Raw genomic sequence first — 25023 nt, forward strand, 5'->3', positions numbered from 1 at the left:
ACCTCTTCCACGACGATTCCGTTCGCCCTCCTGGGCGGGCTCTGCACGCGCCTGAACCTGAGGTAACCCAGAATTAGCGCAAAGTGTTTGAGAGGTCAGCCGTAGGGCGGACTCAGGAGCCTAAGCGAACAGTCCGCCGGGCCATGTCAAGTTCGGCACCAAGGCTCATGCCTAATACTCTCATCAACGGCGTACTGCTTCGCGAGTACGCCCTACTAGAACACGCCGAGCAGCCTGTGGAGTGCCGGTTCGTTCAGGCGCGCAAATGCGCCCTTTCAGGAGGCCGAACGAAGCGAGACCCGGATGGCGGGGGCGTTTCTTTGCCTAGCGAGAGCGCGCCGCTCAGTGCTGCCTGGTCGGCAGGTCGCCGCTGAACAGCTCGTCTTCCAGATCGTTGCCCGGAATGGCATGTTCTTCGGCCGCCCAGGCGCCCAGGTCGATCAGCTTGCAGCGTTCGCTGCAGAACGGTCGGTAGGTGCTCTCGGCTTTCCATTCCACGGGTGCGCCACAGGTCGGGCATTGAACGATGGTGGTCATGCTTGGCCTCCACGCAGGGTCAGATAAAAGTCATGCAGGCGCTCGACCTCACGATCCAGCCAGGCCAGATCACGGTCGTTGCACAGCACGTCGTGGGCATGGCGCAGGCGCTCTTCGCGGCTGGCCTGCGCCTGCAGGATGGCGCGCACCTGCTCTTCGTTGGTGGTGTCGCGGGCCATGGTGCGTTCGATCTGCAGCGCTTCCGGCACATCCACCACCAATATCCGGTTGGTCAGGCGATGCTGGCCGGACTCGATCAGCAGCGGCGACACCAGAATGGCGTAGGGCGACTCGGCACGGGCCAGCACCTGCACGATCTCCTGGCCGATCAGCGGGTGTAGCAGGGCTTCCAGCCAGCGCCGTTCCTCGGGGGCGGCGAAGATACGTTGGCGAAGCGCGGCGCGATCCAGCGTGCCGTCGGCCTGCAGGATGTCCGCGCCGAAATGCTCGACGATCTTCGCCAGCGCCGGGCGGCCCGGCTCGACCACCCAGCGCGCGGCGTGGTCGGCGTCCACCGTGTGCACGCCGCGGTCGATGAAGGCCTGGGCGACGGCGGTCTTGCCGCTGCCGATGCCGCCGGTCAGGCCGAGAATCCAGGGTTTCATCACGAGGTTGCGATCCCGTTGCTGCTCAAGGGCGCGATTGTAGGGGGGATTGCCTGAGGACGCGAACGTCGCGCCTCAGGCCGGAGGCTCAGCGGCTGACCGGCGTCAGGCGCAGTAGGTGGATGCGGCGGCTGTCGGCGTTGAGCACGCGGAAGCGGAATTCGCCGATCTCGGTGACTTCGTTGCGCTTGGGCAGGTGGCCGAAAGCGTTCATCACCAGGCCGCCGACGGTGTCGTACTCGTCGTCGGAGAACTGGCTGTCGAACGTTTCGTTGAAACTGTCGATGGGGGTCAGCGCCTTGATCAGGTAGTCGCCGGAGGGCAGCGGCTTGATGTAGCCGTCTTCCTCGACATCGTGCTCGTCCTCGATGTCACCGACTATCTGCTCCAGCACGTCCTCAATGGTCACCAGGCCGGCGACGCCGCCGTATTCGTCGATCACCACGGCCATGTGGTTGTGGTTGGCGCGGAACTCGCGCAGCAGCACGTTGAGGCGCTTGGACTCGGGCACGAAGGTGGCCGGGCGCAGCAGATCCTTGATGTTGAAGTTGGGCTGGTCGCCCTGCAGGATCAGCGGCAGCAGATCCTTGGCCAGGAGGATGCCGATGACGTCGTCGAGGCTCTCGCCGATCACCGGGTAGCGCGAGTGAGCCGCTTCGATGATGGCCGGGAGGAACTCCTGCGGCGTCTGGTTGGCCTTGATGCTGATCATCTGCGAGCGCGGCACCATGATGTCGCGCACCTGCAGGTCGGCGACCTGAATGGCGCCTTCGACTATGGTCAGCGCTTCGCTGTCGAGCAGTTTGTTCTGGTGGGCTTCGCGCAGGACTTCCAGCAGTTCCTGGCGGTTTCTCGGCTCATGAGCAAAAGCCTGGGTCAGCTTGTTGAACCAGGACTTCTGCTCGTTGCTCGATCGGTCTTCGCTCATGGCGTTTTACTCAGGATCCTTTTCATTAGGAGGTTCGTCGCCGGCATAAGGGTCGGGGTGACCCAGTTCGGCGAGCAATTGTCGTTCCAGATCTTCCATCTCGAGGGCTTCGTCTTCCTCGATATGGTCATAGCCCAGCAGGTGCAGGCAGCCGTGGATCACCAGATGCGCCCAGTGCGCTTCCAGTGCCTTGCCCTGTTCGGCTGCTTCGCGCTCGACCACCGGCACGCAGATCACCAGGTCGCCCAGCAGCGGGATGTCGAGAATTCCATCGGGAATCTCGGCGGGGAAGGACAGGACGTTGGTGGCGTAGTCTTTGTGTCGCCAGGTGTGGTTCAGCTCGCGGCCTTCGGCCTCGTCGACCAGGCGGATGGTCAGCTCCGAGTCGGCGCTGCGTTGGCGCAGCGCCAGTTCGCACCATTGGCGCAGTTGCGCCTCGTCCGGGTGCTGGCCGTCAGTGGCCAGTTGCAGGTCGAGTTCAAGCATCCTTGTTCTCGACCTTGGCGTTCACTCGGGCATCGTGGCGCTCGTAGGCCTCGACGATGCGCTGCACCAGGGGGTGGCGCACCACGTCCTTGGGTTGGAAATGGGTGAAGCTGATGCCTGGCACTTCGCGCAGTACTTCGATGACATGGGCCAGGCCGCTCTTGGTGCCGCGCGGCAGGTCGACCTGGGTGATGTCGCCGGTGATCACGGCGGTGGAGCCGAAACCGATACGGGTGAGGAACATCTTCATCTGCTCGACGGTGGTGTTCTGACTCTCGTCGAGAATGATGAAGCTGTTGTTAAGCGTACGGCCGCGCATATAGGCCAGCGGCGCAATCTCGATCACCTGTTTCTCGATCAGCTTGGCGACGTGGTCGAAGCCGAGCATTTCGTAGAGGGCGTCGTACAGCGGGCGCAGGTAAGGATCGATCTTCTGCGCCAGGTCGCCGGGCAGGAAGCCGAGCTTCTCGCCAGCCTCCACCGCCGGGCGCACCAGCAGGATGCGTCGCACCTGTTCGCGCTCCAGCGCGTCCACCGCGCAGGCCACGGCGAGGTAGGTCTTGCCGGTACCGGCGGGGCCGATGCCGAAGTTGATGTCGTTGTCGAGGATCGCCTTGACGTAGCGCTGCTGGTTGGCGCCGCGCGGCTTGATCACGCCCTTGCGCGTACGCAGGGTCACCTGCGGCACATTGCTGGGGTTGACCAGTTCCTCGACGCCGGACTCCTGCAGGTACAGGTGCACCAGATCGGGCGACAGCTCGGTGGCTTTGGTTTCGCGGTACAGCTTGCGCAGCAGGGTCTCGGCGGCCTGGGCCTTGTCGGCGCTGCCGAGCAGCTCGAACTGGTTGCCACGGTTGCGGATTTCCAGACCGAGGCGCTCTTCGATCAGGCGCAGGTGCTCGTCGAACTGGCCGCAGAGGTTGGCGAAACGGTGGGCCTCGAAGGGCTCGAGGGTGAAGCGATGAGGTTCTAGGGAAGCGTTCAAGGTGATGGTGTGATCGTCACTTGTCTGGGTATGGAAAGGCAGCATAACGCCGGGCGCCGACAACGCAAAGTGTAGGCAAATACGGCTTTAGTGGAGGGTCTCAGTATCCAGCAGGGTGCCGCGTAGCGAGTGCGGCAGGGCGTCGTCGATATGCACGTCGACGAACTGGCCGATCAGGCGCGGATTGTCGCAACGGAAATTGACGATGCGGTTCTGCTCGGTACGGCCCTGGAGCATGCCCGGGTCCTTCTTCGAGTAGTCGCTGACCAGGATGCGCTGCACCGTGCCGACCATGCGCCGGCTGTTCTCGAAACCGTTCTGGTTGATGCGGTGCTGCAGCAGAGCCAGGCGCTGCTTCTTCACCTCTTCCGGGGTGTCGTCGGCCAGATCGGCGGCCGGAGTGCCGGGGCGCGAGCTGTAGATGAAGGAGAAGGAGAAGTCGAACCCGACGTCCTCGATCAGCTTCATGGTCTGCTCGAAATCCTTCTCGGTTTCGCCGGGGAAGCCGACGATGAAGTCCGAGCTGATCAGGATGTCCGGCACGGCGGCGCGCAGCTTGCGGATGCGCGACTTGTATTCCAGCGCGGTGTGGTTGCGCTTCATCGCTGCGAGAATGCGGTCGGAGCCCGATTGCACCGGCAGGTGCAGGTATTTCACCAACTGCGGGATCTCGGCATGGGCGGCGATGATGGCGTCGGAGAACTCCAGCGGGTGGCTGGTGGTGTAGCGGATGCGCTCGACACCATCGAGGGCCGCCACGGCGTGCAGCAGCTCGGCGAAGTCGGCGATATGGCCGTCCGGGGCTTGCCCACGATAGCCGTTGACGTTCTGCCCGAGCAGGGTGACTTCCTTCACGCCCTTCTCGGTGAGGGAGGTGATTTCCATCAGCACGTCGGCCAGCGGGCGGCTGACTTCCTCGCCACGGGTGTAGGGCACCACGCAGAAGGTGCAGTACTTGCTGCAGCCTTCCATCACTGAGACGAAGGCGCTGGGGCCATCGACGCGCGGCTCGGGCAGGCGGTCGAACTTCTCGATCTCGGGGAAGCTGATGTCCACCTGGGCGGTCTTGGTCACGCGCGCGGCGTCGATCATCTCCGGCAGGCGGTGCAGGGTCTGCGGGCCGAATACCACATCGACATAGGGCGCACGGTCGCGGATCGCTGCGCCTTCCTGGCTGGCCACGCAGCCGCCGACGCCGATCACCAGATCCGGGTTGGCCTGCTTCAGCTCGCGCCAGCGGCCGAGCTGGGAGAACACCTTGTCCTGCGCCTTCTCACGGATCGAGCAGGTATTGAGCAGGATCACGTCGGCTTCTTCGGGTTTTTCCGTAACCTCCAGGGCCTGATGCTCGCCCAGCAGGTCGACCATGCGCGAGCTGTCGTACTCGTTCATCTGGCAACCGTGGGTTTCGATATAGAGCTTCTTGGTCATGGCACTGTCTGAGGTGGTTAAAAAATGACCGCGCATTATAGGGGAGCGGCGGGCGACAGGCTACAAGCTTCAGGCGGCAGGCAAGCGCGTCGTCGGGTAGCCCGGATGCAATCCGGGGGCTTGCGCCGTTCATTCCCGGATTGCATCCGGGCTACGCTTGCCTGCCGCCTGCCGCCTGCCGCCTTGTGCTATCCTTCGCGCCCCGTTTTTCCTGACTTCGAGTCTTCATGAGCAAGCGTGATCCCATCTACAAGGTGATTTTCCTCAACCAGGGCCAGGTGTACGAGATGTATGCCAAGCAGATCTATCAGAGTGATCTGTGGGGTTTTCTGGAGGTGGAGGAGTTCGTCTTCGGTGAGCGTAGCCAACTGGTGGTCGACCCCAGCGAGGAAAAGCTCAAGGCGCAGTTCGAGGGCGTGGTGCGCAGTTTCGTGCCGATGCACGCGATCATCCGCATCGACGAGGTGGAGCGCCTGGGCACGGCGAAGATCAGCGAAGCCAAGGGCGGCGGCAACGTGATGCCGTTCCCTATGCCGATGCCGGACAAGTAAGCGACAAGCTGCAAGCCACAAGCTTCAAGCTGGCTCGGTGCATATCTTGGCTTTTACTTGCCGCTTGGGGCTTGCAGCTTGCGGCTGCTCTTTCAGGGCAAGGGTGCGAAAGGCGAGCGGCTTTCGGCGGTCTGCAGTTCCAGCAGGTAGCTGCGGAAGATCTGTCCCAGCACCTGGGTGGCGATTTCCAGTTCGTCGCGACGCATCTGCGCCGACACCAGGTCGGCGGTGTCCATGGCTTCGTCCGAGCCGTTGACCGAGGCCATCTTCAACACGATGTAAGCCTGCACGTTGTTGGCCGGTACGCCTTCGCCACGGAAGAACATGGTGCCCAGGCGCAGTTGCGCTTCGGCATGGCCCTGCAGCGAGGCGCGCTCGAACCAGCTCAGCGCCTGCTTGAGGTCGCGCGGGGTGCGCTTGCCGTCGTAGTAGTACTCGCCCAGATCGAAGGCGGCCTGAACGTTGCCGCTGCGCGCCATCTCCTGGCAACTGGCGAGGGCTTCGGGCATGTCTTCGGCTGGGCCGCTCAGGGCACAACTGCCGGTCGCCGGGATCAGCAGTGAATTGCCGCCTGCGAACGCAAACAGCGGGAGGAAAAGCAACAGGCAGCCCATGGACAGGCTGCGGCCGGTGCGAGTCATCTGAATAACGGTGCCTCAGCGGTTCGGGGCGGGTTACGGGCCCGGTCGGCGCGATACGTGCCGACCGATGCATTATGGAATAAACCGCGCGCTTGTTACAAAGCCTTTACCGCACCGGCTTGCGGGCGCTCCCCGGCAGGCTCAACAGTAGCCAGGCCAGCAAGGGGTAAGCCGCTGCGAGCAGCAGGTGGAACAGGTCGACACGGCGCAGCGGCCCGATCACGCCCTCGCTGCCCACCGCCAGGCCAGCCAGTAGAAACAGGCCCACCACGGCGGCTGCAGTAATCGCGGGGGCACGCCGTGGCCACTGCAGTGCACCGGCATAGAGGATCAGCGCCAGCGTCGCCAGATGCAGCGCCAGGCGGTACTCCTCCAGGTGGCCGAACTGGCGGAACAGCTCGAAGAAGGCGCACAGCCCGAGGACGATTCGCCCCCAGTTCGGCCGGCTCCAGACCCAGCCACGGCCCAGTGCCAAGGCGGCGGCGCCGAGCAGCGGCAGGCCGAGAAAGCTGCTGGCCTGGGAGAGCCAAAGATGCGCGGCCTGCCAGCTCGGGTCTAAGCCGTAGCGGATTACGCCGACACTGGCGGCGGCTGTCGGCAGCAGGAAGCCGAGCAGGGCGCAGAACAGCGCCGGCTGATCGCCCTCGCCATGGCGCCTGCGTACCCGGCCAATCAACCAGGCGCAGGCGGCGCAAGCCAGGGCCAGCAAGGCATCGCTGAAGGCGGTGCTGTACTGCATCAGGCTTTTTTCAGCTCGGCGAAAGCGCGCTCGGCGGCGTCCAGGGTGATGGCCAGTTCCTTGTCGCCATGGGCGATGGAGGTGAAACCGGCCTCGAAGGCGCTCGGTGCCAGGTACACGCCACCGTCCAGCATCAGGTGGAAGAAGCGGTTGAAGCGCGCGCTGTCGCTGGCCATCACGTCGGCGAAGGTGACGATGTCGTCTGCACCGCTGAAATACAGGCCGAACATGGCACCCGCCTGGGTGGTGACGAAGGGGATGCCTGCGGCATCGGCGCGCTCCTGCAGGCCGGCGAGCATGCGCGAGGTGTAGTCGGCGAGTTCGGTGTGGAAGCCCGGACGGCTGATCAGCTTGAGGGTGGTCAGGCCGGCGGCCATGGCCAGCGGGTTACCCGACAGGGTGCCGGCCTGGTACACCGGGCCGAGCGGGGCGATGCACTCCATGATCGCGCGCTTGCCGCCGAAGCAGCCCACCGGCATGCCGCCGCCGATGATCTTGCCGAAGGTAGTCAGATCCGGGGTGACGCCGTAGTGCGCCTGGGCGCCGCCGAGGGCGACGCGGAAACCGGTCATCACTTCGTCGAAGATCAGCACTACGCCATGTTTGTCGCACTGCTCACGCAGGCCTTCGAGGAAGCCCGGCGCCGGCGGCACGCAGTTCATGTTGCCGGCCACCGGCTCGACGATGATGCAGGCGACTTCCTGACCGACCTGCGCCAGGCATTCGGCGACGGCGTCGATGTCGTTGAACGGCAGGGTCAGGGTGTGCTTGGCGAAGGCAGCCGGCACCCCGGCGGAGTTCGGCACGCCCTGGGTCAGGGCGCCAGAGCCGGCCTTGACCAGCAGGCTGTCGGAGTGGCCGTGGTAGCAGCCCTCGAACTTGATGATGCTGTCGCGGCCGGTGTAGCCACGGGCCAGGCGGATGGCGCTCATGGTCGCCTCGGTGCCGGAGCTGACCATGCGCACCATCTCCATCGACGGCACCAGGCCGCACACCAGCTCGGCCATCTCGGTTTCCAGCGCGGTCGGCGCGCCATAGGAAAGGCCGTGTTCCAACTGACGACGCACCGAGTCGAGCACATCCGGGTGGCTGTGGCCAAGGATCATCGGGCCCCAGGAGCCGACGTAGTCGACGTAGCGCTTGTCGTCTTCATCCACCACATAGGCGCCTTCGGCGTGCTTGAAGAACAGCGGCGTGCCGCCGACGCTGCGGAAGGCGCGCACCGGCGAGTTGACGCCGCCTGGGATGTGCTTTTGGGCATTGGCGAAGAGGATTTCGGAGCGGGACATGTCAGGTTCTCTCTGCAAAAGGTCAATCGAACAGCGCGGCGAAGGCGCGGGCGCGGTCTTCCACCTCAAGGGCGGAGTCCGCAGCGAACAGGGCGTGGATCACGGCGACCAGGCTGGTGCCGTGGGCGATCAGGCCTGGGGCGGTTTCCAGGGTCACGCCGCCGATGGCGACGATGGGCTGGGCAAAGCGTGCGCGGGCCTGCTCCAGCAGCTCCAGGGTGGCCGCCGGAGCGCCGGGCTTGGTGTGGGAGTTGAAGAAGCGGCCGAAGGCGATATAGCTGGCGCCTTCGGCCACAGCGCGCTCGGCCAGCTCCAGTTGGGCATGGCAGGTGCCGCCGATCACGGCCTCGGTGCCGAGGCGGGCGCGGGCTGCGGCCAGCGAGCCGTCGCTTTGGCCCAGGTGCAGGCCGACGCCCAGGCGCGCGGCCAGCTCCAGGTCGTCGTTGATGATCAGGCTGGCGCCGTGGCGCTGGCACAGTTCGGCCAGAGCCTGGGCCTCATCGAAACGGCGTGCGGCATCGGCGGACTTGTCGCGGTACTGCAGCAGACGTGCGCCACCGATCAGTGCCGCCTCGGCGTAGGGCAGCAGCTTGCCGCCGGCCAGCAAAGGCGTGTCGGTAATGGCGTAGAGACCGCACAGGCTCATTGGCCGTAATCCAACGGCAGGCGGCGTGGCACGTACTGGCCGTGGCCGGGTTGTTCGGCGTCGCGCAGGGTGCGCCATGTGTAATCCAGGGCACTGTTCACGGCGCTGACCAGTTCTTCGCCCAGCGCCAGGCGACCGGCCAGGGTGCTGGCCAGGGTGCAGCCGGAGCCATGGTAGCTGCCGGGCAGGCGCGCGCAGGTGAAGGTATGACGGCTGCCATCGCGGCTGTACAGGCGGTTGTGCACTTCGGCTTCGTCGCCGTGGCCGCCAGTGATCAGCAGGTGCTCGATATAAGGCAACAGTTTTTCGGCGCACTCGTCAGCGCTGCCTTGCGGCAGTTCGGCGAGGATGCGCGCTTCCGGCAGGTTCGGCGTGGCGATGGTGGAGACGGCGAACAGGCGTTCGCGCATGGCATAGCCGACGTCGTCCTTGCCCAGCGCGCCGCCGCCGCCGGCGCGCAGTACCGGGTCGCAGACCAGCGGCACGCCCGGCAATTGGCTCATCACTTCGAGCACGGTGTCGACCATGTCCACCGAGCCGAGCATGCCCAGCTTGACGGCGGCCACCGGCATGTCGGCGATCACGGCACGGGTCTGGGCCAGTACCCAGCCGCGGTCGAGTACGCGAAAATCACTGACATTGACCGTGTCCTGCACGGTCAGCGCAGTCACTGCCGGGGCAGCGTGGCAGCCCTGGGCGAGCAGGGCTTCGATATCGGCCTGCAGGCCAGCACCACCGCTGGGGTCGTGACCGGACATGCACAGCACTACGGGGCGAAAGTTTGGCGTTTTCATGGTGCGCGAGCTTATCACTAACAGGCCGTTGAAAAACGTCAGCGAGGCAGGCTGGCCTAGGCAAAAACAGCCGAAAAAGCGCAGTTTACGAGTTGTAAATAGCATTTTGACTGGGCTCGCACACGAGGCTGTTTTTAACGACGGCCAGGCAACGCAGGTAGTTTTTCAACAGCCTGTTAACCGTTGGTGCAGGCCGCTGCTGTGATCTTGTCCGGCAGAAAAGTGGGGCGAATCTGGCCAAGTGCCCAGGCAGCCCCTAGAGTAGTGCGTTTCGTTTATCAAGTTTCCCTGGCGCGGCGATTCGGGCGGTGGAGTCACGCACTCCCGCTGGCGCTCGACAGGCTTCGTGGGGTCGTATGGGTCGCCTGTTCCTGCTCGTGTTGAGCCTGGTTCTTTCTTCGTTCGTCGCTGCAGCCACCTTCGACGAGCAGATGCGCGCGCTGCCGCTGGGGCAGAGCATCTATGTGTTCGAGGACGTGCGCGGCGACGCCAGCATCGACGATATCGTCTCGCCGGCGCTGGAGCGCAGCTTCATCCAGCATGACCAGTCCGTGCTCAATGCCGGTTACTCGCGCTCGGTGTTCTGGTTGCGCCTGGATCTGGAGTATCGGCCGCAACAGGCGAGTGGCCCGCGTTCCTGGCTGCTGGAGCTGGCCTACCCGCCTCTCGACCATGTGGAACTGTACGAGCAGGAAGGTGGCGGCCGTTTCCATCTGACCCAGCGCACGGGCGATGCCCTGCCGTTCGACAGCCGTCAGTTCCGCCAGAACAACTACCTGTTCGAGCTGCTGTTGCACCCCGGTGAGCCCAAGCGCCTGTACCTGCGCCTGGAGAGCCAGGGTTCGATCCAGGCGCCGCTGACCCTGTGGGCGCCCAACGCTTACCTGGAAGAACAGCCAGGGCGCATCTACGTGCTCGGCATCATCTACGGCGTGCTGCTGGTGATGCTGGTGTACAACCTGTTCATCTATCTCAGCGTGCGTGACACCAGCTACCTCTACTACATCCTCTACATCGCTTCGTTCGGCCTGTATCAGGTGTCGGTCAACGGTGCCGGCATCGAGTACTTCTGGCCCAACAGCCCCTGGTGGGCCAATGCTGCCACGCCCTTTTTGATCGGTTCGGCGTCCTTGTTCGGCTGCCAGTTCGCCCGCAGCTTCCTGCACACCGCCGAGCACAGCCCCTGGGTCGACCGTGGGTTGATGTTGCTGATGGCCTGCGGTGCCACGGTGATGGTGTTGGCGCTGACCATCAGCTATGCCACGGCGCTGCGCCTGGCCACCTACCTGGCGCTGTGCTTCACCGTGCTGATCTTCGCTGCCGGCATTCTGGCCTGGTTGCGCGGCATGCGTGTGGCGCGCTATTTCATCTTCGCCTGGACGGCCTTCCTCGCCGGTGGCGCGATCAACACACTGATGGTGCTGGGCTATCTGCCCAACGTATTCCTCACCATGTACGCCAGCCAGATCGGTTCGGCCATCGAGGTCGGCTTGCTGTCGTTGGCGCTGGCCGACCGTATCAACGCGATGAAGGAGGAGCGTGCACGCATCCTCCAGGATGCCAGCCACAAACTCGAAGCGCTGAACCAGGAACTGGCCGACAGCAACCGCTTCAAGGACGAGTTCCTCGCCACCGTCACCCACGAGCTACGCACGCCGATGAACGGCGTGATCGGCTCGCTGGAACTGATGCAGACGGTGAAGATGGATGTCGAACTGGAGCAGTACCAGAAGACCGCTGCTGCCTCGGCGCGCGACATGATGCGCATGGTCAACGACATCCTCGCGCTCACCGAGCTGCAGGCCGGCAAGCTCTACCCACGGCGGCAGGCCTTCAGCCTGCGTAGCCTGTTCGATGACCTGCGCGCGCAGTACGCCCCCCGGGCCGAAGAAAAGGGCCTGGCGTTTCATCTGCGCCTCGACGACAGCCTGCCGGACGTTGTCGAAGGCGACGCCGACAAGCTGGCCCAGGCCCTGGGTTACCTGCTGGACAATGCCATCAAGTTCACCCACGAAGGTGAGGTGCGCCTGCAGGTCATGGCCGCTGGCCGGACGGGCGACAGCGTGCCGCTCAGGGTACAGGTCAGCGACACCGGCATTGGTTTCGACCCTGACCAGGACATGCTTTACCAGCGCTTCCGCCAGATCGATGGTTCCATGACGCGCAAGTACGGCGGTCTCGGCATCGGCCTGGCCTTGTGCAGGCAACTGGTGGATCTGCTCGGCGGCAGCCTGGAGCATCACTCCGTGCCAGGGCAGGGCAGCCGCTTTCTCGTCGAGGTGCCGTTGACGCAGCCGCAGCAGGTGGCTGGCAGCATGCCGCGCCCAGCGCGTGGCCCGCTGGGCAAGGCCGTGCGCACGCCCCAGCAATGCACGGTGCTGGTCGTCGAGGACAATGCCATCAACCAGTTGGTGACGCGCGGCATGCTGCTCAAGCTCGGCTACCGCGTGCGCACTGCCGACAACGGCGCCGATGCTCTGGAATTGCTGCGCAACGAACGGGTGGATGCCGTACTGCTGGACTGCCAGATGCCGATCATGGACGGCTTCGCTACCTGCCGCGCGTTGCGCACGCTGCCAGGCTGTGCCGAGGTGCCGGTGCTGGCCATTACCGCCCACAGCCACAGCGGTGACCGCGAACGCTGCCTGGCAGCCGGCATGAGCGACTACCTGGCCAAGCCGGTGAAGTTCGACGAGCTGCGCGTCCTGCTGCATGACTGGGTGCTGTACCGCGCCACGGCAGACGCCTGACTCTCTCGCATTGATTCACCCTCCTGCAGGGGCACATGGGCAGCGCTGCCCATGCCTGTCTGCGCGACGCCCATTCGTCCATCCTTTGCCGAAGACGCTTTTCCAGCCGCCTGTTTGGCCGAAACGCCTCTTTAGCCATGGTCTGAATCCTGATTCACTCAAAGCCAGTGAACGAGGATTCAGACCATGGCCTACCGCCTCAGCGAAGCTCAACTCGACCGTGACCAGGCCCTGCGTGCGCGCATACTCGACTGTGCCCTGCTGCGGGTGGCGGAGGGCGGCTTCGCCGCCCTGACCATGCAGGCCCTGGCCGAGGACGTGGGCATCGCCACCGGCAGCCTGTACCGGCACTTTCGCAGCAAGGGTGAACTGGCCGCCGAGGTCTTTGCCGTGGCCAGTCAGCGTGAGGTGGATGCCCTGGCCGCGGATCTGCGCGGCCCAGGCAGTGCCGCTCAGCGCTTGTGTCTGGGCCTGGAAAAATTCGCCGCCCGTGCCTGGCATAGCCGGCGCCTGGCCTTCGCGCTGATCGCCGAGCCGGTGGATACCCAGGTCGACGAGCAACGCCTGCTCTACCGTGAGGCCTACGCCGAACTGTTCATCGACCTGCTCGAGGAAGGTGCGCGCAGCGGCGAGTTTCAGGTCGAGCAGATCGGCCTGGTGGCGGCCTGCCTGGTTGGCGCCATCGCCGAGGCCTTGGTCGGGCCGCTTTCCCCGCCGGCGCGCGCTGCCCGTGAAGCCGGATATCCCACCCTGGAACTGGCCCAGGTCAGCGCCAGCCTTGCCACCTTCTGCCTGCGCGCCGTCGGCGCCAAGGAGACCACGCGATGAAACCCAGCCTGCTCGCCGAAACCCACGAGGTGTTCAACCAGGTGCCTAGCCTGGATGGTGCCAATCTCTATCGCCTCGACCTGCCGCTGCAGGAGTGGGTGCGTCGCTATGGCGGCGCCTGGGCGGACGAACGCCTTGTCGCCTATGGCGCCCTCGCCGGTGGTTCCCTGATGCAGGCAGGCTTTCTTGCCAACGAAAACAAGCCGGTGTTCAAGAGCCATGATCGCTACGGCAACCGCATCGACCTGGTGGAATTTCACCCGGCCTATCACGAGCTGATGCGCACGGCCATCGAGCAGGGCCTGCCTTCGCTGCCCTGGACCGACCCGCGTGCTGGCGCTCATGTCGCACGCGCCGGCCTCACCTACATGCACAGTCAGGCCGAGGCGGCCAGCGGCTGCCCGCTGACCATGACCTTCGCCGCCGTGCCGGCCATCCGCCTGCAGCCCAACGTGGCCGAGCAGTGGCTGCCGAAGATCCTGGCCACCGAGTACGACCCGCGCAACCTGCCGATGGAGCAGAAAGCCGGGGTCACCATCGGCATGGCCATGACCGAGAAACAGGGCGGCACCGACGTGCGCGCCAATACCACCCGCGCCTATCCCATCGGCATCGGTGGGCCGGGGCAGGGCTATGAACTGGTCGGGCACAAATGGTTCTGCTCGGCGCCGATGTGCGATGCCTTCCTCACCCTGGCCTACACCGACAAGGGCCTCTCCTGCTTCCTGCTGCCGCGCCACCGCCCGGACGGCACGCGCAACGCCTTCTACATCCAGCGCCTGAAGAACAAGCTGGGCAACTGGGCCAATGCCTCCAGCGAAGTGGAATACCGCGGTGCCTTCGCCTGGATGCTCGGCGAGGAAGGGCGTGGCGTGCCCACCATCATCGAAATGGTGGCCATGACCCGTTTCGACTGCATGGTCGGCTCCAGTGGCCTGATGCGCCAGGCATTGACCCAGGCCGCGCACCACTGCGCGCACCGCCAGGTGGGCGGCAAATTGCTGGCTGACCAGCCGCTGATGCAGAACGTGCTCGCTGACCTGGCGCTGGAAAGCGAAGCCGCGCTGGCGCTGTGCATGCGCATGGGCCGCGCGCTGGATCACCTGCATGACGAACAGGAAGACAAGTTCGCCCGCCTGGTCACCGCCGTGGGCAAGTACTGGATCTGCAAGCGCGCGCCGGAAATGATCTACGAGGCCAGCGAATGCATGGGCGGCGCGGGTTACGTCGAGGAAACCATCATGCCGCGCCTGTACCGCGAGGCGCCGGTCAACTCCATCTGGGAAGGCTCGGGTAACGTGCAATGCCTGGACGTGCTGCGTGCGCTGTCCAAGGAGCCTGGCGTGCTCGATGCCTTGTTCGCCGAGCTGGGCGACGGTCATGGCGATGCCCGCCTCAAGGCCCATATCCAACGCCTGAAAGCCGACTTCGCCGACACCGCCGACATCCAGTATCGCGCCCGCCAGCTCACCGAAGACATGGCCGTGGCATTGCAGGCCAAACTGCTGCTGGAGGCCGGCAACAGCGTGGTGAGCGACGCCTTTATCGCCAGCCGCCTGGAAGGCCATGGCCGTGTCTACGGCACCCTGCCGCGGGGCGTCGACGTTGAAGCGCTGCTGGCGCGTAGCACACCACACCTGGTCTGATCGGAGAGGCGCATGCAAGCTCATCCGCGTTACCGGGAGCTGGTGGAGCAGGGCTTCGCCAACGCCAACTTCATTCAGGATATGGGCATCCGCGCCAGCGCTTGCGGGCCGGGGTGGGTCGAGGCGGAGCTGGACATCCTGCCGCGCCACCTGCAGCAGAACGGCTTCATCCATGCCGGCGTGCAGACCACCCTGGCCGACCACGCCGCCGGCGCGCTGGTGGCCGACGGGCAGACGGTGCTGACCCTGGAATTCAAGGTCAACCTGCTGCGCCCGGCGCGCAGCAGCCGCCTTTACTGCCGTGCCCAAGTGCTCAAGGCCGGGCGCCAGGCCACTGTGGTCGAGTCCGAGGTGTTCGGCGAGGAGAACGGCCAGAAACGCCTGTACAGCAAGGCTTCGGTGACCATGGCGGTGGTGACGCTGGCAGAATCGTCTTGAACCCGTATCGACGCGCTATGCTGTGCGCGAAGGTTTGTCATGGGCCGCCCGCGGGCCTGATCGGCCTGCTCAAGCTGCCTCGATCTTTAACAAGGAACAGTTGGTAGATTTTTAGCGCCTGATTTTTCCTTTGAGAACAATTGGTTTCGCTAAGGATGTTCCCCGCGTGAGCGGGGATGAACCCGCGAAGCACCACGACGCACGAATCTTTATGAGCGAGCTCTGCTCGCGAGCCTGGGCGATCCAAAAAGCTCCGCGAGCAGAGCTCGCTCCTACAGGTCAGGCGTGTTCCCCGCACCAGCGGGGATGAACCTCCCGTCGGGCAGCAGCGCCTTCGACTACAGGCGTGTTCCTCACGCCGACGTAGCCAGGGGCTCAGGTCTAGTCGCGCGATGATGCAATGCACCGGCTATCCAGCCGGTGCATCAGGGGACATCAGTCTTCGCTTTCCAGTACGGTTCGTCCATTGAGCGCCTGGATCGGGCGGGCGTTCTTCGTGTACAGGTGCTGGAACTGCGCCAGTTGTTCGTGGGACAGCTCGACTGGCTGTTTGAGTACGCGCCATTGCACGTCCTCACTGCATGGCGGGGTGGTCAGCGAGCCGGCGAAGGCGTAGTAGCCCTGTTGCTGCGGCAGTACGGTTTGTGGGGCGAAGTTGCTTGCCAACTCGACTTTTTCCCCCACCTTGTCCGGCATGGCCTTGAAGACTGAGTCCAGTGCCTGGTTTTTCGCCCCTTCCTTGAACAGCACAGCCACTACCGCCAAATGACCATCGGTAGACTGGTGAACGAAGTGCGCCACCATCGGGAAACCCTTGCCTGCGATGTGCTCTTCGCTGGGTGTGTGGAAATGGAATTGCACCAGGCGGTAGGGTTTGCCGTCGATCTCGATGCTGCCTGCATTGCTCAGATTCACCTGGACGGTGTGACCGTTATTCACCACTTCGGCTGGGCTGGCCTGGTAGTTGAAGGCAATGCGAGGCAGCGCTGCGCGGGTGGCATGGCTGATGTCGATCGGCGATTGCGCATGGCCGAGTGCGCAGGTTTCGTAGCCTGGATCCAATTGTGCCCAGTGTTCGGGGCCTTCCTTGCCTTTGTAGCTCCAGTGCGGTTGCTGTTCGGCCGCCATGGCGCCGGTTGCGAACAGAGCTGTTAACGCAACGATCAGGGTCTTCTTCATGTGCGCTCTCGTTACTGGATGAGGGTTCTAAAGGCTCGCGTGGCCCGCAGCCGATGCGAGTTTGGAAATACTACGCATGGCTTGTAATAAAAAGTTACATCTGCATGGACGTGGTGTGACGCACCGCTTATTCGCAGCAGCTTCGGCTACGTTCAAGACAGTATCCGTTCAGGTGGCGAGACTTTCTGGCAGCGGGAGCATCTCGGCGCCTCGCGCAGCTAGCTGGCGTATGGGTGACAAGCTCGGATTGCCGACCAAGCACATCGCACAGGGCGGAGGTGGGCGGTGCCTTGAACGCGAGTACTGTCTTTTGCCCTGGCTGCGGAGTAAGGTTGCCACCGATGGTTCCTGCGCGCCCCGGTGCGTGTGGATGAAAAGGGAACAGGGTGCGGCGAATCTCGCCAATGCCCTGGCTGCCCCCGCAACTGTAAACGGCGAGCGATGCCCCTCATGCCACTGACTGCGGTCGGGAAGGCGGGCGGAGTGCCAAGCCGTGAGCCAGGAGACCTGCCATCGAACCCATCGATCCTCCAACTCGCCGCGCGGTGGGCGCGGCCAAGGAACTTGCATGCATATCGAACCGGGCGTCGTCGAAGGCGCCAAGATCTTCCTCAGTTACGCAACGGCAGTCGGCGCCTTCGGCCTGACGGCCAAACTGGCGCGCGATGCCATTCGTGATAACGGCGGGGCGGCTGCCCTGGCCCTGCGCAGCCTGCTGACCACCGCGCTGGTGTTCTGCTTCTTCGAGGTGTTGCCACACCATGCCGTGGGCGTTTCCGAGGTGCACCTGATCCTTGGCTCCACCCTGCTGTTGCTGTTCGGCGCCGGTGCCACCGCCATCGGCCTGGCCGCTGGGCTGCTGTTGCAGGGCCTGTTGTTCGCCCCGTTCGATCTGCCGCAGTACGGCATGAACGTCACCACCCTGCTGGTGCCGCTGTGGGCCATCAGCGTGCTGGCCAAGCGCATCGTCGCGCCAGGTACCGCCTATGTCGACCTCTCCTACAAGCAGGCACTGGCGCTGTCGACCGCCTATCAGGGCGGCATCGTCGCCTGGGTCGGCTTCTGGGCCTTCTATGGTCATGGCTTTTCCAGCGACAACCTGGCAGCCGTGGGCAGCTTCGGCCTTGCCTACATGAGCGTGATTCTGGTCGAGCCATTGATCGACCTGGGTGTGCTGGCCGGGGCCAAGGCGCTGGCGCGTTTCAGTCAAGGGCCGCTGTTCAACGTGCGTTTGCATCAGGCGGCTGCCAGATGAGGGGCGCGGCGACCGAATTCTTCGGTCGCCGCGCTATGTTTTGCCGCGAGGTTGCAGGCAAGATAGGGGCGTTCGTTCAGTCAGGAATACGCCCACGTGAAAGTCTGTTCCGATGATTTCGTCGTTGTTCACACCCCCGAAGAGGCGGTCGACCGCCTGGCCGCGTTGTATGAGGAAGCCACCGGCGCTCTGAGCCAGGCCCTCAAGCGCTATCTCAAGGCGCGCGTGCGCCCGGATGCCGACGAGCACTGCCTGTTCCGTTATCCCGAATTGCGCCTGGCCTACCTCTGTCAGGGCGAGGTGCCTACCACCGTGCGCGCCTATGCCAAGATCCAGGTGCCGGGCATCTACGCCATCACCGTGACCCAGCCGGCGGCCTTCCGCAAATACCTGCTGGAGCAACTGCGCCCGCTGATGAACGACTTCACCCTGCGCGTGGAGGTTGGCCGCAGCCAGCAGAACATCCCCTATCCCTATGTGGTCGAGGGTGGCGATGAACTGGCCGGCAGCGGCGTGACCGCCGCCGAACTGGCGCGGGTGTTCCCCAGCACCGACCTGTCCGCCGCCACCGACGGCACTGCCGATGGCCTGTACGACTGGGAGAACATCGACCCGCTGCCGCTGGCGCTGTTCGACGCCGCGCGCACCGATTTTTCCCTCAAGCGCATCCAGCACTACACCGGCGGTGACTGGCGCCACGTGCAACCCTGGATTCTGCTGACCAACTACCACCGCTATGTCGACCAGTTCATCCGCCATGGCCTGGACATGCTGCAGACTGACTCGCGTTTCACCCGCATGGTGTTGCCGGGCAATGTGGTGGTCGAGCGCGGCATGGCCGAAGGCGAGATGCAGGCGATCATCGAGAACGTGGTCTGGCACCGCTACCAGATGCCGGCCTATCACCTGCAGGCCGAGGACGGCCATGGCATCACCCTGGTCAATATCGGCGTTGGCCCGTCCAACGCCAAGAACATCACCGACCACCTGGCCGTGCTGCGCCCGCACTGCTGGCTGATGATCGGCCACTGCGGCGGCCTGCGTCAGTCGCAGACCATCGGCGACTACGTGCTGGCTCACGCCTACATGCGCCGCGACGGCATTCTCGATCGAGTATTGCCGCCGCATATCCCGCTGCCAGCGCTGGCCGAGGTGCAGCAGGCGTTGCAGGAGGCAGCCAAGCAGGTCACCGGCGAGCAGGGTGACGAGTTGAAGAAGCGCCTGCGCACCGGCACCGTGCTGACCTACGACGACCGCAACTGGGAACTGCGCTGGGCCCAGGAGCGACCGTTGATCAACCTGTCGCGGGCGGTGGCGGTGGACATGGAGAGCGGCACCATTGCAGCGCAAGGCTATCGCCTGCGGGTGCCCTACGGCACGCTGCTGTGCGTGTCGGACAAACCCCTGCACAGCGAGATCAAGCTGCCCGGCGCCGCTGGCGCCTTCTACGAGCGCGCGGTGACTCAGCACCTGCATATCGGCATCGCCGCGCTGGAGTTGATGCGTAGCCAGCTCAATTCGCTGCACTCACGCAAGCTGCGCAGCTTCGACGAGCCGCCGTTCCGTTGAGTTTCTGAGACAGAGGCGTGGCCTGGTGCACAGTCCGGCCACGCCCTGGCAGCACTTGTCCGCGCTCTGCTTTAGACTCGCCCTCGTCATGGACGAACGAGGTAATACGCATGGAACAGGCACGTTTGCTGCTGACCGCGTTGTGGGAACCCTTCAGCTTTTTCAGTCTTTTTCTCTACACCGGCTTGGCCTTGTTGCTTGGCGCGGTTGTCGGCCTGTTGCTGGCGTTCAAGCTGCAGCGTTTGGGCTGGCTTGCGCGTAACAAGCGTTGGCACCACTGGCTGCTCAAACTCTACTTTCTGCTGGCTGCTCAAACTCTACTTTCTGCTGTTGCCCCTGGCCGGAGGATTCCTCGGCTTTCAGGGTGGGTTGCTGTATGGCAGCCAGCAGCAGATCAATCGCCATCTCGACAGTTATGCACCCGTGGTGCAGGAGCTGGCCGATGGTGTCTGGAGCGACTTCCAGGCTTATGTCGAAGCGCAAGGCCAGCAGGGCGCCCTGGCGGTACGCGATGCCAGCGTGCAGGAGGTACTTAACCAGCTAGCGCTGGACTACCTGCGCAGCGAACGGCTGCTGGAGGCCGAGGCCCGTGCCGACGCCTCGACGGCCGAGCGTATCGCCTTCGAGCTGTTCGACCGCCTGCGCGCCAGCCTGCTGGGCAAAGCGCTGGGCGAGCTGGCGGTGGAGGAAACCGCCCGTTACAGCGGGCTCAACGAGAAGGTGCTGAGCCAGGTGCTGGATGCGCGCATCGAGCAACTGTTCCAGGCTGAGTTCCTTCTCGGGCTGCTCAAGAAGCAGATCGGCCACGTGTTCAAACCGTTCTATATCGCTTTGCTGCTTCAGCTTGGCTTGCTGCTGGCCTTGATCGCGGCCGAGTGGGGGCTCTCGCGCTGGTTGCGGCAGACGTCTGTTCGCCTGCCTGCCGAGCCGCTTGCCACGGCCTGAGTTCAGGCGGCCGCCGGCGCCTCGTCACGCAGCAGTTCGGCCAGCGCTGCGCGGTCGATATTGGCGCCGCTGAGCACCACGGCCACGCGTTGCCCGGCGTTGAGTTCGCGCTCCTGCATTAGCGCGGCCAAGGCCGCCGCGCCGGCACCTTCGGCAAGGTTGTGGGTGTCTTCGTGATAGGCGCGGATGGCGGCGCGGATTTCCTCGTCGTCCACCTGCACGACGCGTGCGGCGCCGGCGCGGAGCATGTCCAGCGTCAGTTGCTGCGGCTGGCGGCAGGCCATGCCGTCGGCCAGGGTCTCGGCGCGTTCGGTCTGTACCAGGCGGCCCTGCTCGAAGCTGCGCGCATAGGCATCGGCGCCGCTGGCGACCACGCCGACGATCTCGGTGTCGAGGCCGAGCAGGTCGCGAGTGCGGATCATCCCGCAGATACCCGAACCGAGGCCGATGGGCACATACACCCGGCGCAGATTCGGCACCGCTTCCAGCAGCTCCAGGGCATAGGTGGCCACGCCGCGCACCAGATCCTCGTGCAGCGACGGCACCCAGTGCAGGTCATCGCGTTCGGCCAGGCGCGCTGCTTCGGCGCGCGCTTCATCGAAGTCGCGGCCATGCTCGATCACCTCGGCGCCGAGGGCGCGCATCGCCGCGTTCTTCTCGCGGGCGTTGCCATGCGGCACCAGAATGCGGATCGCCAGGCCTGCCTGACGTGCGGCCAGGGCCAGGCTCTGGCCGTGATTGCCGCGGGTGGCGGTAACCAGCCCACGCACCTGGGGCTCGCGACGCAGCAGGGCGTCGATATAGACCAGCCCGCCGCGCACCTTGAAGGCGGCAGTCGGGGCGTGATTCTCGTGCTTGACCCAGACCTCGCAGCCCGTGCGCTGTGCCAGCAGTGGCCAGCACAATTGCGGCGTGGGCGCCATATGGCGGTGAACCAGTGCAGCGCTCTGGCGCAGTTGGGCGAGGTCGAACATGGCGGGTGCTCCTGGTGGCGTTGACCTCGATGCTAGTGCGGCGCATTGTATGGGTAAATCTTTATATTGCATGGCAAACAATGTGGCTACCTGATCTTGGCGATAGTGCCTTACCCACCTACCTGGCCCTGGTCGAAGCCATCGCCGCTGCCATTGGCCGTGGCGAGCTCAAGCCCGGCGAACGCCTGCCGCCGCAGCGGCGCCTGGCCTGGACGCTGGGGATCAACCCGAGCACGGTAATGCTTGCCTACCGCGAGGCGGCGCGGCGGCATCTGGTTTCCGGCGAGGTCGGGCGTGGCACCTACGTGCTCGCCGGCAGCCGCGAGGCCAGTTTGTTTCGCCTCAAGCAACCGACCGCGCAGGGCGAGGTCATCGACCTGTCGACCAATGTGCCGGTACATGACCCGGATAACCACGACCTGTCCGCCAGCCTCGCTGCGCTGGCGGCACGGGGCGAGCTGGATGCCCTGCAGGCTTACCCGTCGGCGGCGCTGGTCGAGCGTGCCCATCTGGCCGGTGCCACCTGGCTGCGCCGACGGGGACTGATGCTGGCGCCGGGTGGCCTGCTGCTCTGCGCCGGTGCCCAGCAGGGCGTGTCAGCGGCGCTGCTGGCGCTGTGCGAGGCGGGTGAGCCGATTCTGGTGGAGCGCTACACCGCGCCGGGGATCAAGGCCGCTGCACGTCAGTTGCGCCTGCCGCTGCATGGCGTGGCGATGGATGGGCGCGGCATTCTGCCCGATGACCTCGACCGCCAGGCCCGTGCCACCGGCGCCCGTGTCGCGGTGCTTACCCCTTGCCTGCAGAACCCCACCGGCGCCTGCCTGGACGGCGAGCGCCGCGCCGCCATTGCCGAGGTGGCGCGGCGACGCGGGCTGTGGATCGTCGAGGACGATGTCTACGGCGTACTGGGCAGCGAGGCGCCGCTGGCGGTGCAGGCCCCCGAGCGCTGTCTGCTGATCAGCAGCCTGTCCAAGAGCGTGGCGCCAGGTTTGCGCCTGGGCTTTATCGCCGGTGCGCCGGAGTTGCTCGAACGTATCGACCCCGAGGCGCAGGCCACGCGTTGGGCGGTGACGCCGCTGAGCCTGGCGCTGGCCTGTGAGTGGATCGAAAGCGGCATCGCCGAACAGCGTCTGGCCTGGCAGATCGACGAGCTGCAACAACGCTGGCGCCTGGCTGCGCGCGTGCTCGGGCCGCGTATGCCGCAGGGTAGGGCAGTGGCGCCGCATCTATGGCTGGATGGCGCGTCACCGGCGGGCCTGGCCGAGGCTTGTCGGCAGCATGGTGTAGAAGTGGTGCCGGCTGAGGTATTCGCGGTCGAGGCCAATCCGGGCTGCGCCGTGCGCGTCAGTCTCGCGGCGGCGGCCAGCCGGGTGCAGCTCAAGCAGGCGCTGGAAGGGATTGTGGCCGCTTGGCCTATTGGCTGAGCGTCATATGCAGGATGGGGAAGGGCCGGCCGCCACCATCCAGGCGTGAGCGGTCGGTCACGACGAAGCCCAGATGCTGGTAGAAACCCACGGCCTGTGGGTTCTGCTCGTTGACGTCGACGCGGGTGGCGCCCAGTTCGTCGATGGCGTGAAGCATCAGCCGCTTGCCCACGCCCTGGCCGTGGCAGGCGGGGTCGACGAAGAGCATTTCCACCATGCCTTCGCTAGTGCCGAGAAAGCCCAGTATCCGCCCTGATTCGTCCCGTGCGCAGGTCAATTGCACGGCCGGGAAATACTGCTCGCGCAGCAACGGCTTGATCACCTGCAGGTCGCTTTCCGGGAGGAAGTGGTGGGTGGCACGCACGGCAGCCTCCCAGATTTCCACCAGGATGGGCAGTTCGGCGTCGGTAGGGGTGTCGAGCATCAGTGGCATGGCGGCAGGTATCGAGAGTCGAGCAGGGCGCAGAGCATGCCAGCTCTGCGCCCATGCTGTCATTGGCTGGCGTCCAGCACCACGCGGTAGCGCGCCTTGCCGCTGCGCAGATGGTCGATGGCCGCATTCACCTGACTCATGGGGAAGTGCTCGACCTGCGGCAGGATCTGGTGCCGCGCGCAGAACTCGAGCATGGTGGCCATGGTTTTCGGCGAGCCCACCGGCGAGCCGGAGAGGCTCTTCTGCTGCGGGATCAGGTTGAATACGTGCACCGGGATGGCGCTGGGCACGATGCCGACGAAGTGCAGCCGGCCCTTGCCACGCAGGGTGGCGATCAGCGCCTGCCAGTCGAGGTCGGCGCTGGCAGTGACCAGGAGGAAATCCAGGGTGCCGGCAATCGCCTTCAGCGCCGCGCTGTCGGTGGAGGCCACCACCTTGTGCGCCCCCAGGCGCTTGGCTTCATCCTGCTTGTTCAGCGACGAGGTAAAGGCGGTGACGTCGCAGCCCCAGGCGTTGAGAAAGCGCAGCGCCAGGTGGCCGAGACCGCCGATGCCGACCACGCCGACGCGATCGGTGGGTTTGATGTCGAATTCCAGCAGTGGGCTGAACACCGTGGAGCCGGCGCAAAACAGCGGGCCGACCAGCGCCGGGTCGAGGCCTTCGGGCAGCGGCACGGCCCAGGCCCAGTGCGAGCGCAGGCGGTCGGCGAAACCGCCGTGGCTGCCAACGATGGTCGGCTTCACCGAGCGGCACAACTGGTGCGAACCCTCCATGCACGAGCCGCAATGCATGCAACTGCCCTTGTACCAGCCGATGCCGACGCGCTGGCCCAGCTTGAGGCCGCGCGCCTGTTCGCCGAGGCGGACGATGGTGCCGACCACCTCATGGCCGGGGATGAAGGGGTAGCGCGCGTTGCCCCATTCGTTGTCGATCATCGACTGGTCGGAATGGCAGATGCCGCAGTATTCCACCGCGACCTCGACCTCTTCGGCGCCGAGCGGGCCAGGGTCATAGCTCAGGCGCTCCAGTGGCGCCTTGGGCGTGGTGGCGGCCCAGCCGGTGAAGGTGGCGAGTTCGGCGCTGTTGCTCATCGGTGGCTCCTGCATGCAGAGGGTGAATCAGCAGCTTAGCTGTCATTGTCGATCAGGGAAGCACCATCAGCGGCGTTTATCGTGGGTTACACTGCGTAGCCTTGTCTGACCGAAGCCCGTTGCATGTCGCGCCCTCGTCCTCCCGCCAATCGCCGTCCTGCCGCCCCACGCCGAGTGGCCAAGGCGCCACCTGCACAGCCGCGCCTGTTGCTGCTCAACAAGCCGTTCGATGTGCTCACCCAGTTCAATGACGACCAGGGCCGCGCCACGCTCAAGGATTTCGTCGAAGTGCCGGGCGTGTATCCGGCCGGGCGCCTGGATCGCGACAGTGAAGGCTTGCTCTTGCTGACCAACGACGGCCGTTTGCAGTCACGTATTGCCGACCCGAAACACAAGTTGCCGAAGACCTACTGGGTACAGGTGGAGGGCGAGCCGAGCGAGGCGCAACTGCAGCAGCTACGTGATGGCGTGACGCTCAACGACGGCCCGACCTTGCCGGCCGAAGCGCGCCTGCTGGATGAGCCCGAGTTGTGGCAGCGCAACCCGCCGGTGCGCTTTCGCAAGAGCGTGCCGACCGCCTGGCTGGAACTGGTGATTCGCGAGGGGCGCAACCGTCAGGTGCGGCGCATGACTGCTGCGGTGGGTTTGCCCACGCTACGCCTGGTGCGCGTGGCCATCGGCCCCTGGCGGCTCGATGGCCTGCAGCCCGGTCAGTGGCGTGAGGTGCCTGCACGGCTGCCATGAGAGGCCGTGGCTGCGAGCAGAGGCGTTGGTGCGCACAGCGCACCCTACGGTGGTAGCACCTAATCGACGAGGCAGGGCGTGCTCAGGAATGCGGGCGATTTGTCGCAGATGATGA

General features: G+C 65.1%; 26 protein-coding genes and 1 riboswitch. Of the genes, 10 read left to right on the forward strand and 16 right to left on the reverse strand.

Annotation, left to right across the window (positions count from 1 at the left end):
* Positions 1-342 precede the first annotated feature (342 nt).
* The 6 genes from yacG to miaB all read right to left on the reverse strand — a co-directional run bounded on the left by yacG (position 343) and on the right by miaB (position 4972).
* Positions 343-537 (reverse strand): DNA gyrase inhibitor YacG, encoded by a 195-nt coding sequence (gene yacG, locus ACSVIK_RS15475; protein WP_442445154.1) that lies wholly within the window; start codon positions 535-537, stop codon positions 343-345.
* Positions 534-1145, reverse strand: coding sequence for a dephospho-CoA kinase (gene coaE / locus ACSVIK_RS15480; RefSeq protein WP_442445155.1), 612 nt, complete (start codon positions 1143-1145; stop codon positions 534-536). The genes yacG and coaE overlap by 4 nt, the downstream gene beginning before the upstream one ends.
* Before the next feature lie 85 nt (positions 1146-1230).
* Entirely contained in the window at positions 1231-2070 is an 840-nt protein-coding gene (locus ACSVIK_RS15485; protein ID WP_442445156.1) for an HlyC/CorC family transporter, read from the reverse strand.
* 6 nt (positions 2071-2076) lie between these two features.
* Positions 2077-2556 carry an rRNA maturation RNase YbeY gene (gene ybeY, locus ACSVIK_RS15490; RefSeq protein ID WP_442445157.1) on the reverse strand — a complete coding sequence of 160 codons (480 nt, stop codon included), beginning with the start codon at positions 2554-2556 and terminating at the stop codon, positions 2077-2079.
* Entirely contained in the window at positions 2549-3541 is a 993-nt protein-coding gene (locus tag ACSVIK_RS15495; protein WP_442445158.1) for a PhoH family protein, read from the reverse strand. Before ACSVIK_RS15495 ends, ybeY begins: the two co-directional genes overlap by 8 nt.
* 87 nt (positions 3542-3628) lie before the next feature.
* The gene (miaB, locus tag ACSVIK_RS15500) at positions 3629-4972 is read right to left on the reverse strand and encodes a tRNA (N6-isopentenyl adenosine(37)-C2)-methylthiotransferase MiaB (protein ID WP_442445159.1); all 1344 of its coding nucleotides are present in this window, start codon (positions 4970-4972) and stop codon (positions 3629-3631) included.
* A 227-nt stretch (positions 4973-5199) separates the two neighbouring features.
* Between miaB and ACSVIK_RS15505 the strand changes: the two genes are divergently transcribed.
* Positions 5200-5523: a DUF1820 family protein gene (locus ACSVIK_RS15505; RefSeq protein ID WP_013717157.1), complete on the forward strand. Its 324-nt coding sequence runs from the start codon at positions 5200-5202 to the stop codon at positions 5521-5523.
* Positions 5524-5615: 92 nt separating this feature from the next.
* Here ACSVIK_RS15505 and ACSVIK_RS15510 read toward each other — a convergent pair whose 3' ends face one another.
* From ACSVIK_RS15510 to ACSVIK_RS15530, 5 genes are all read right to left on the reverse strand, one after another.
* Positions 5616-6164, reverse strand: a complete 549-nt coding sequence (locus ACSVIK_RS15510; protein WP_268179093.1) for a tetratricopeptide repeat protein — start codon at positions 6162-6164, stop codon at positions 5616-5618.
* A 106-nt stretch (positions 6165-6270) separates the two neighbouring features.
* The gene (locus ACSVIK_RS15515) at positions 6271-6903 is read right to left on the reverse strand and encodes a DUF6962 family protein (RefSeq protein WP_442445160.1); all 633 of its coding nucleotides are present in this window, start codon (positions 6901-6903) and stop codon (positions 6271-6273) included.
* Positions 6903-8192 (reverse strand): glutamate-1-semialdehyde 2,1-aminomutase, encoded by a 1290-nt coding sequence (gene hemL, locus ACSVIK_RS15520; RefSeq protein WP_442445161.1) that lies wholly within the window; start codon positions 8190-8192, stop codon positions 6903-6905. Before hemL ends, ACSVIK_RS15515 begins: the two co-directional genes overlap by 1 nt.
* A gap of 22 nt (positions 8193-8214) precedes the next feature.
* The gene (gene thiE / locus ACSVIK_RS15525; RefSeq protein WP_442445162.1) at positions 8215-8838 is read right to left on the reverse strand and encodes a thiamine phosphate synthase; all 624 of its coding nucleotides are present in this window, start codon (positions 8836-8838) and stop codon (positions 8215-8217) included.
* Positions 8835-9632 carry a bifunctional hydroxymethylpyrimidine kinase/phosphomethylpyrimidine kinase gene (locus ACSVIK_RS15530; protein WP_442445163.1) on the reverse strand — a complete coding sequence of 266 codons (798 nt, stop codon included), beginning with the start codon at positions 9630-9632 and terminating at the stop codon, positions 8835-8837. The genes thiE and ACSVIK_RS15530 overlap by 4 nt, the downstream gene beginning before the upstream one ends.
* A 356-nt stretch (positions 9633-9988) precedes the next feature.
* Here ACSVIK_RS15530 and ACSVIK_RS15535 point away from each other — a divergent pair, with 356 nt between their 5' ends.
* The 4 genes from ACSVIK_RS15535 to ACSVIK_RS15550 all read left to right on the forward strand — a co-directional run bounded on the left by ACSVIK_RS15535 (position 9989) and on the right by ACSVIK_RS15550 (position 15294).
* On the forward strand, positions 9989-12382 hold the full coding sequence (locus ACSVIK_RS15535) for a 7TM diverse intracellular signaling domain-containing protein (RefSeq protein ID WP_442445164.1): 2394 nt from the start codon (positions 9989-9991) through the stop codon (positions 12380-12382).
* A gap of 186 nt (positions 12383-12568) precedes the next feature.
* Positions 12569-13210 carry a TetR/AcrR family transcriptional regulator gene (locus ACSVIK_RS15540; RefSeq protein WP_442445165.1) on the forward strand — a complete coding sequence of 214 codons (642 nt, stop codon included), beginning with the start codon at positions 12569-12571 and terminating at the stop codon, positions 13208-13210.
* Entirely contained in the window at positions 13207-14856 is a 1650-nt protein-coding gene (locus ACSVIK_RS15545; RefSeq protein ID WP_442445166.1) for an acyl-CoA dehydrogenase family protein, read from the forward strand. The genes ACSVIK_RS15540 and ACSVIK_RS15545 overlap by 4 nt, the downstream gene beginning before the upstream one ends.
* A gap of 12 nt (positions 14857-14868) precedes the next feature.
* On the forward strand, positions 14869-15294 hold the full coding sequence (locus ACSVIK_RS15550) for a PaaI family thioesterase (protein ID WP_442445167.1): 426 nt from the start codon (positions 14869-14871) through the stop codon (positions 15292-15294).
* A 435-nt stretch (positions 15295-15729) separates the two neighbouring features.
* Here ACSVIK_RS15550 and ACSVIK_RS15555 read toward each other — a convergent pair whose 3' ends face one another.
* On the reverse strand, positions 15730-16473 hold the full coding sequence (locus ACSVIK_RS15555; protein WP_442445168.1) for a carbonic anhydrase: 744 nt from the start codon (positions 16471-16473) through the stop codon (positions 15730-15732).
* A 325-nt stretch (positions 16474-16798) separates the two neighbouring features.
* Positions 16799-17002: riboswitch (cobalamin riboswitch) on the forward strand.
* A gap of 39 nt (positions 17003-17041) precedes the next feature.
* Between ACSVIK_RS15555 and ACSVIK_RS15560 the strand changes: the two genes are divergently transcribed.
* The gene (locus tag ACSVIK_RS15560) at positions 17042-17728 is read left to right on the forward strand and encodes an energy-coupling factor ABC transporter permease (RefSeq protein WP_442445169.1); all 687 of its coding nucleotides are present in this window, start codon (positions 17042-17044) and stop codon (positions 17726-17728) included.
* Between the two features lie 96 nt (positions 17729-17824).
* The gene (gene amn / locus ACSVIK_RS15565) at positions 17825-19297 is read left to right on the forward strand and encodes an AMP nucleosidase (RefSeq protein WP_442445170.1); all 1473 of its coding nucleotides are present in this window, start codon (positions 17825-17827) and stop codon (positions 19295-19297) included.
* 86 nt (positions 19298-19383) lie between these two features.
* Here the strand turns inward: amn and ACSVIK_RS15570 are convergent, their stop codons facing one another.
* Positions 19384-19611: a hypothetical protein gene (locus ACSVIK_RS15570; protein ID WP_442445171.1), complete on the reverse strand. Its 228-nt coding sequence runs from the start codon at positions 19609-19611 to the stop codon at positions 19384-19386.
* Between the two features lie 16 nt (positions 19612-19627).
* Between ACSVIK_RS15570 and ACSVIK_RS15575 the strand changes: the two genes are divergently transcribed.
* The gene (locus ACSVIK_RS15575) at positions 19628-20242 is read left to right on the forward strand and encodes a hypothetical protein (protein ID WP_442445172.1); all 615 of its coding nucleotides are present in this window, start codon (positions 19628-19630) and stop codon (positions 20240-20242) included.
* 2 nt (positions 20243-20244) lie between these two features.
* On the opposite strand, the gene ACSVIK_RS15580 is transcribed toward ACSVIK_RS15575, so the two are convergent.
* On the reverse strand, positions 20245-21216 hold the full coding sequence (locus tag ACSVIK_RS15580; RefSeq protein ID WP_442445173.1) for a threonine dehydratase: 972 nt from the start codon (positions 21214-21216) through the stop codon (positions 20245-20247).
* Positions 21217-21296: 80 nt separating this feature from the next.
* On the opposite strand from ACSVIK_RS15580, the gene ACSVIK_RS15585 reads away from it, so the two are divergent.
* Positions 21297-22640 (forward strand): aminotransferase-like domain-containing protein, encoded by a 1344-nt coding sequence (locus ACSVIK_RS15585; RefSeq protein ID WP_442445174.1) that lies wholly within the window; start codon positions 21297-21299, stop codon positions 22638-22640.
* Here the strand turns inward: ACSVIK_RS15585 and ACSVIK_RS15590 are convergent.
* Positions 22630-23073: an acetyltransferase gene (locus tag ACSVIK_RS15590; RefSeq protein WP_442445232.1), complete on the reverse strand. Its 444-nt coding sequence runs from the start codon at positions 23071-23073 to the stop codon at positions 22630-22632. The genes ACSVIK_RS15585 and ACSVIK_RS15590 overlap by 11 nt on opposite strands.
* Before the next feature lie 59 nt (positions 23074-23132).
* Entirely contained in the window at positions 23133-24164 is a 1032-nt protein-coding gene (ahr, locus tag ACSVIK_RS15595; protein WP_442445175.1) for an NADPH-dependent aldehyde reductase Ahr, read from the reverse strand.
* A 174-nt stretch (positions 24165-24338) separates the two neighbouring features.
* Here ahr and ACSVIK_RS15600 point away from each other — a divergent pair, with 174 nt between their 5' ends.
* Positions 24339-24908 carry a pseudouridine synthase gene (locus ACSVIK_RS15600; protein WP_442445233.1) on the forward strand — a complete coding sequence of 190 codons (570 nt, stop codon included), beginning with the start codon at positions 24339-24341 and terminating at the stop codon, positions 24906-24908.
* Positions 24909-25023: the final 115 nt, after the last annotated feature.

It is taken from the genome of Pseudomonas sp. NCHU5216 (assembly GCF_052156495.1).
Classification (GTDB): Bacteria; Pseudomonadota; Gammaproteobacteria; order Pseudomonadales; family Pseudomonadaceae; genus Aquipseudomonas.

Excerpts from the sequence above, each read along its gene's own strand:
- yacG (WP_442445154.1), bottom strand. The coding sequence starts at position 537 with ATGACCACCATCGTTCAATGCCCGACCTGTGGCGCACCCGTGGAATGG.
- ACSVIK_RS15485 (WP_442445156.1), bottom strand. The coding sequence starts at position 2,070 with ATGAGCGAAGACCGATCGAGCAACGAGCAGAAGTCCTGGTTCAACAAG.
- ybeY (WP_442445157.1), bottom strand. The coding sequence starts at position 2,556 with ATGCTTGAACTCGACCTGCAACTGGCCACTGACGGCCAGCACCCGGAC.
- miaB (WP_442445159.1), bottom strand. The coding sequence starts at position 4,972 with ATGACCAAGAAGCTCTATATCGAAACCCACGGTTGCCAGATGAACGAG.
- ACSVIK_RS15505 (WP_013717157.1), top strand. The coding sequence starts at position 5,200 with ATGAGCAAGCGTGATCCCATCTACAAGGTGATTTTCCTCAACCAGGGC.
- ACSVIK_RS15510 (WP_268179093.1), bottom strand. The coding sequence starts at position 6,164 with ATGACTCGCACCGGCCGCAGCCTGTCCATGGGCTGCCTGTTGCTTTTC.
- ACSVIK_RS15515 (WP_442445160.1), bottom strand. The coding sequence starts at position 6,903 with ATGCAGTACAGCACCGCCTTCAGCGATGCCTTGCTGGCCCTGGCTTGC.
- hemL (WP_442445161.1), bottom strand. The coding sequence starts at position 8,192 with ATGTCCCGCTCCGAAATCCTCTTCGCCAATGCCCAAAAGCACATCCCA.
- thiE (WP_442445162.1), bottom strand. The coding sequence starts at position 8,838 with ATGAGCCTGTGCGGTCTCTACGCCATTACCGACACGCCTTTGCTGGCC.
- ACSVIK_RS15530 (WP_442445163.1), bottom strand. The coding sequence starts at position 9,632 with ATGAAAACGCCAAACTTTCGCCCCGTAGTGCTGTGCATGTCCGGTCAC.
- ACSVIK_RS15535 (WP_442445164.1), top strand. The coding sequence starts at position 9,989 with ATGGGTCGCCTGTTCCTGCTCGTGTTGAGCCTGGTTCTTTCTTCGTTC.
- ACSVIK_RS15540 (WP_442445165.1), top strand. The coding sequence starts at position 12,569 with ATGGCCTACCGCCTCAGCGAAGCTCAACTCGACCGTGACCAGGCCCTG.
- ACSVIK_RS15545 (WP_442445166.1), top strand. The coding sequence starts at position 13,207 with ATGAAACCCAGCCTGCTCGCCGAAACCCACGAGGTGTTCAACCAGGTG.
- ACSVIK_RS15550 (WP_442445167.1), top strand. The coding sequence starts at position 14,869 with ATGCAAGCTCATCCGCGTTACCGGGAGCTGGTGGAGCAGGGCTTCGCC.
- ACSVIK_RS15555 (WP_442445168.1), bottom strand. The coding sequence starts at position 16,473 with ATGAAGAAGACCCTGATCGTTGCGTTAACAGCTCTGTTCGCAACCGGC.
- ACSVIK_RS15560 (WP_442445169.1), top strand. The coding sequence starts at position 17,042 with ATGCATATCGAACCGGGCGTCGTCGAAGGCGCCAAGATCTTCCTCAGT.
- ACSVIK_RS15580 (WP_442445173.1), bottom strand. The coding sequence starts at position 21,216 with ATGTTCGACCTCGCCCAACTGCGCCAGAGCGCTGCACTGGTTCACCGC.
- ACSVIK_RS15585 (WP_442445174.1), top strand. The coding sequence starts at position 21,297 with ATGTGGCTACCTGATCTTGGCGATAGTGCCTTACCCACCTACCTGGCC.
- ACSVIK_RS15590 (WP_442445232.1), bottom strand. The coding sequence starts at position 23,073 with ATGCCACTGATGCTCGACACCCCTACCGACGCCGAACTGCCCATCCTG.
- ahr (WP_442445175.1), bottom strand. The coding sequence starts at position 24,164 with ATGAGCAACAGCGCCGAACTCGCCACCTTCACCGGCTGGGCCGCCACC.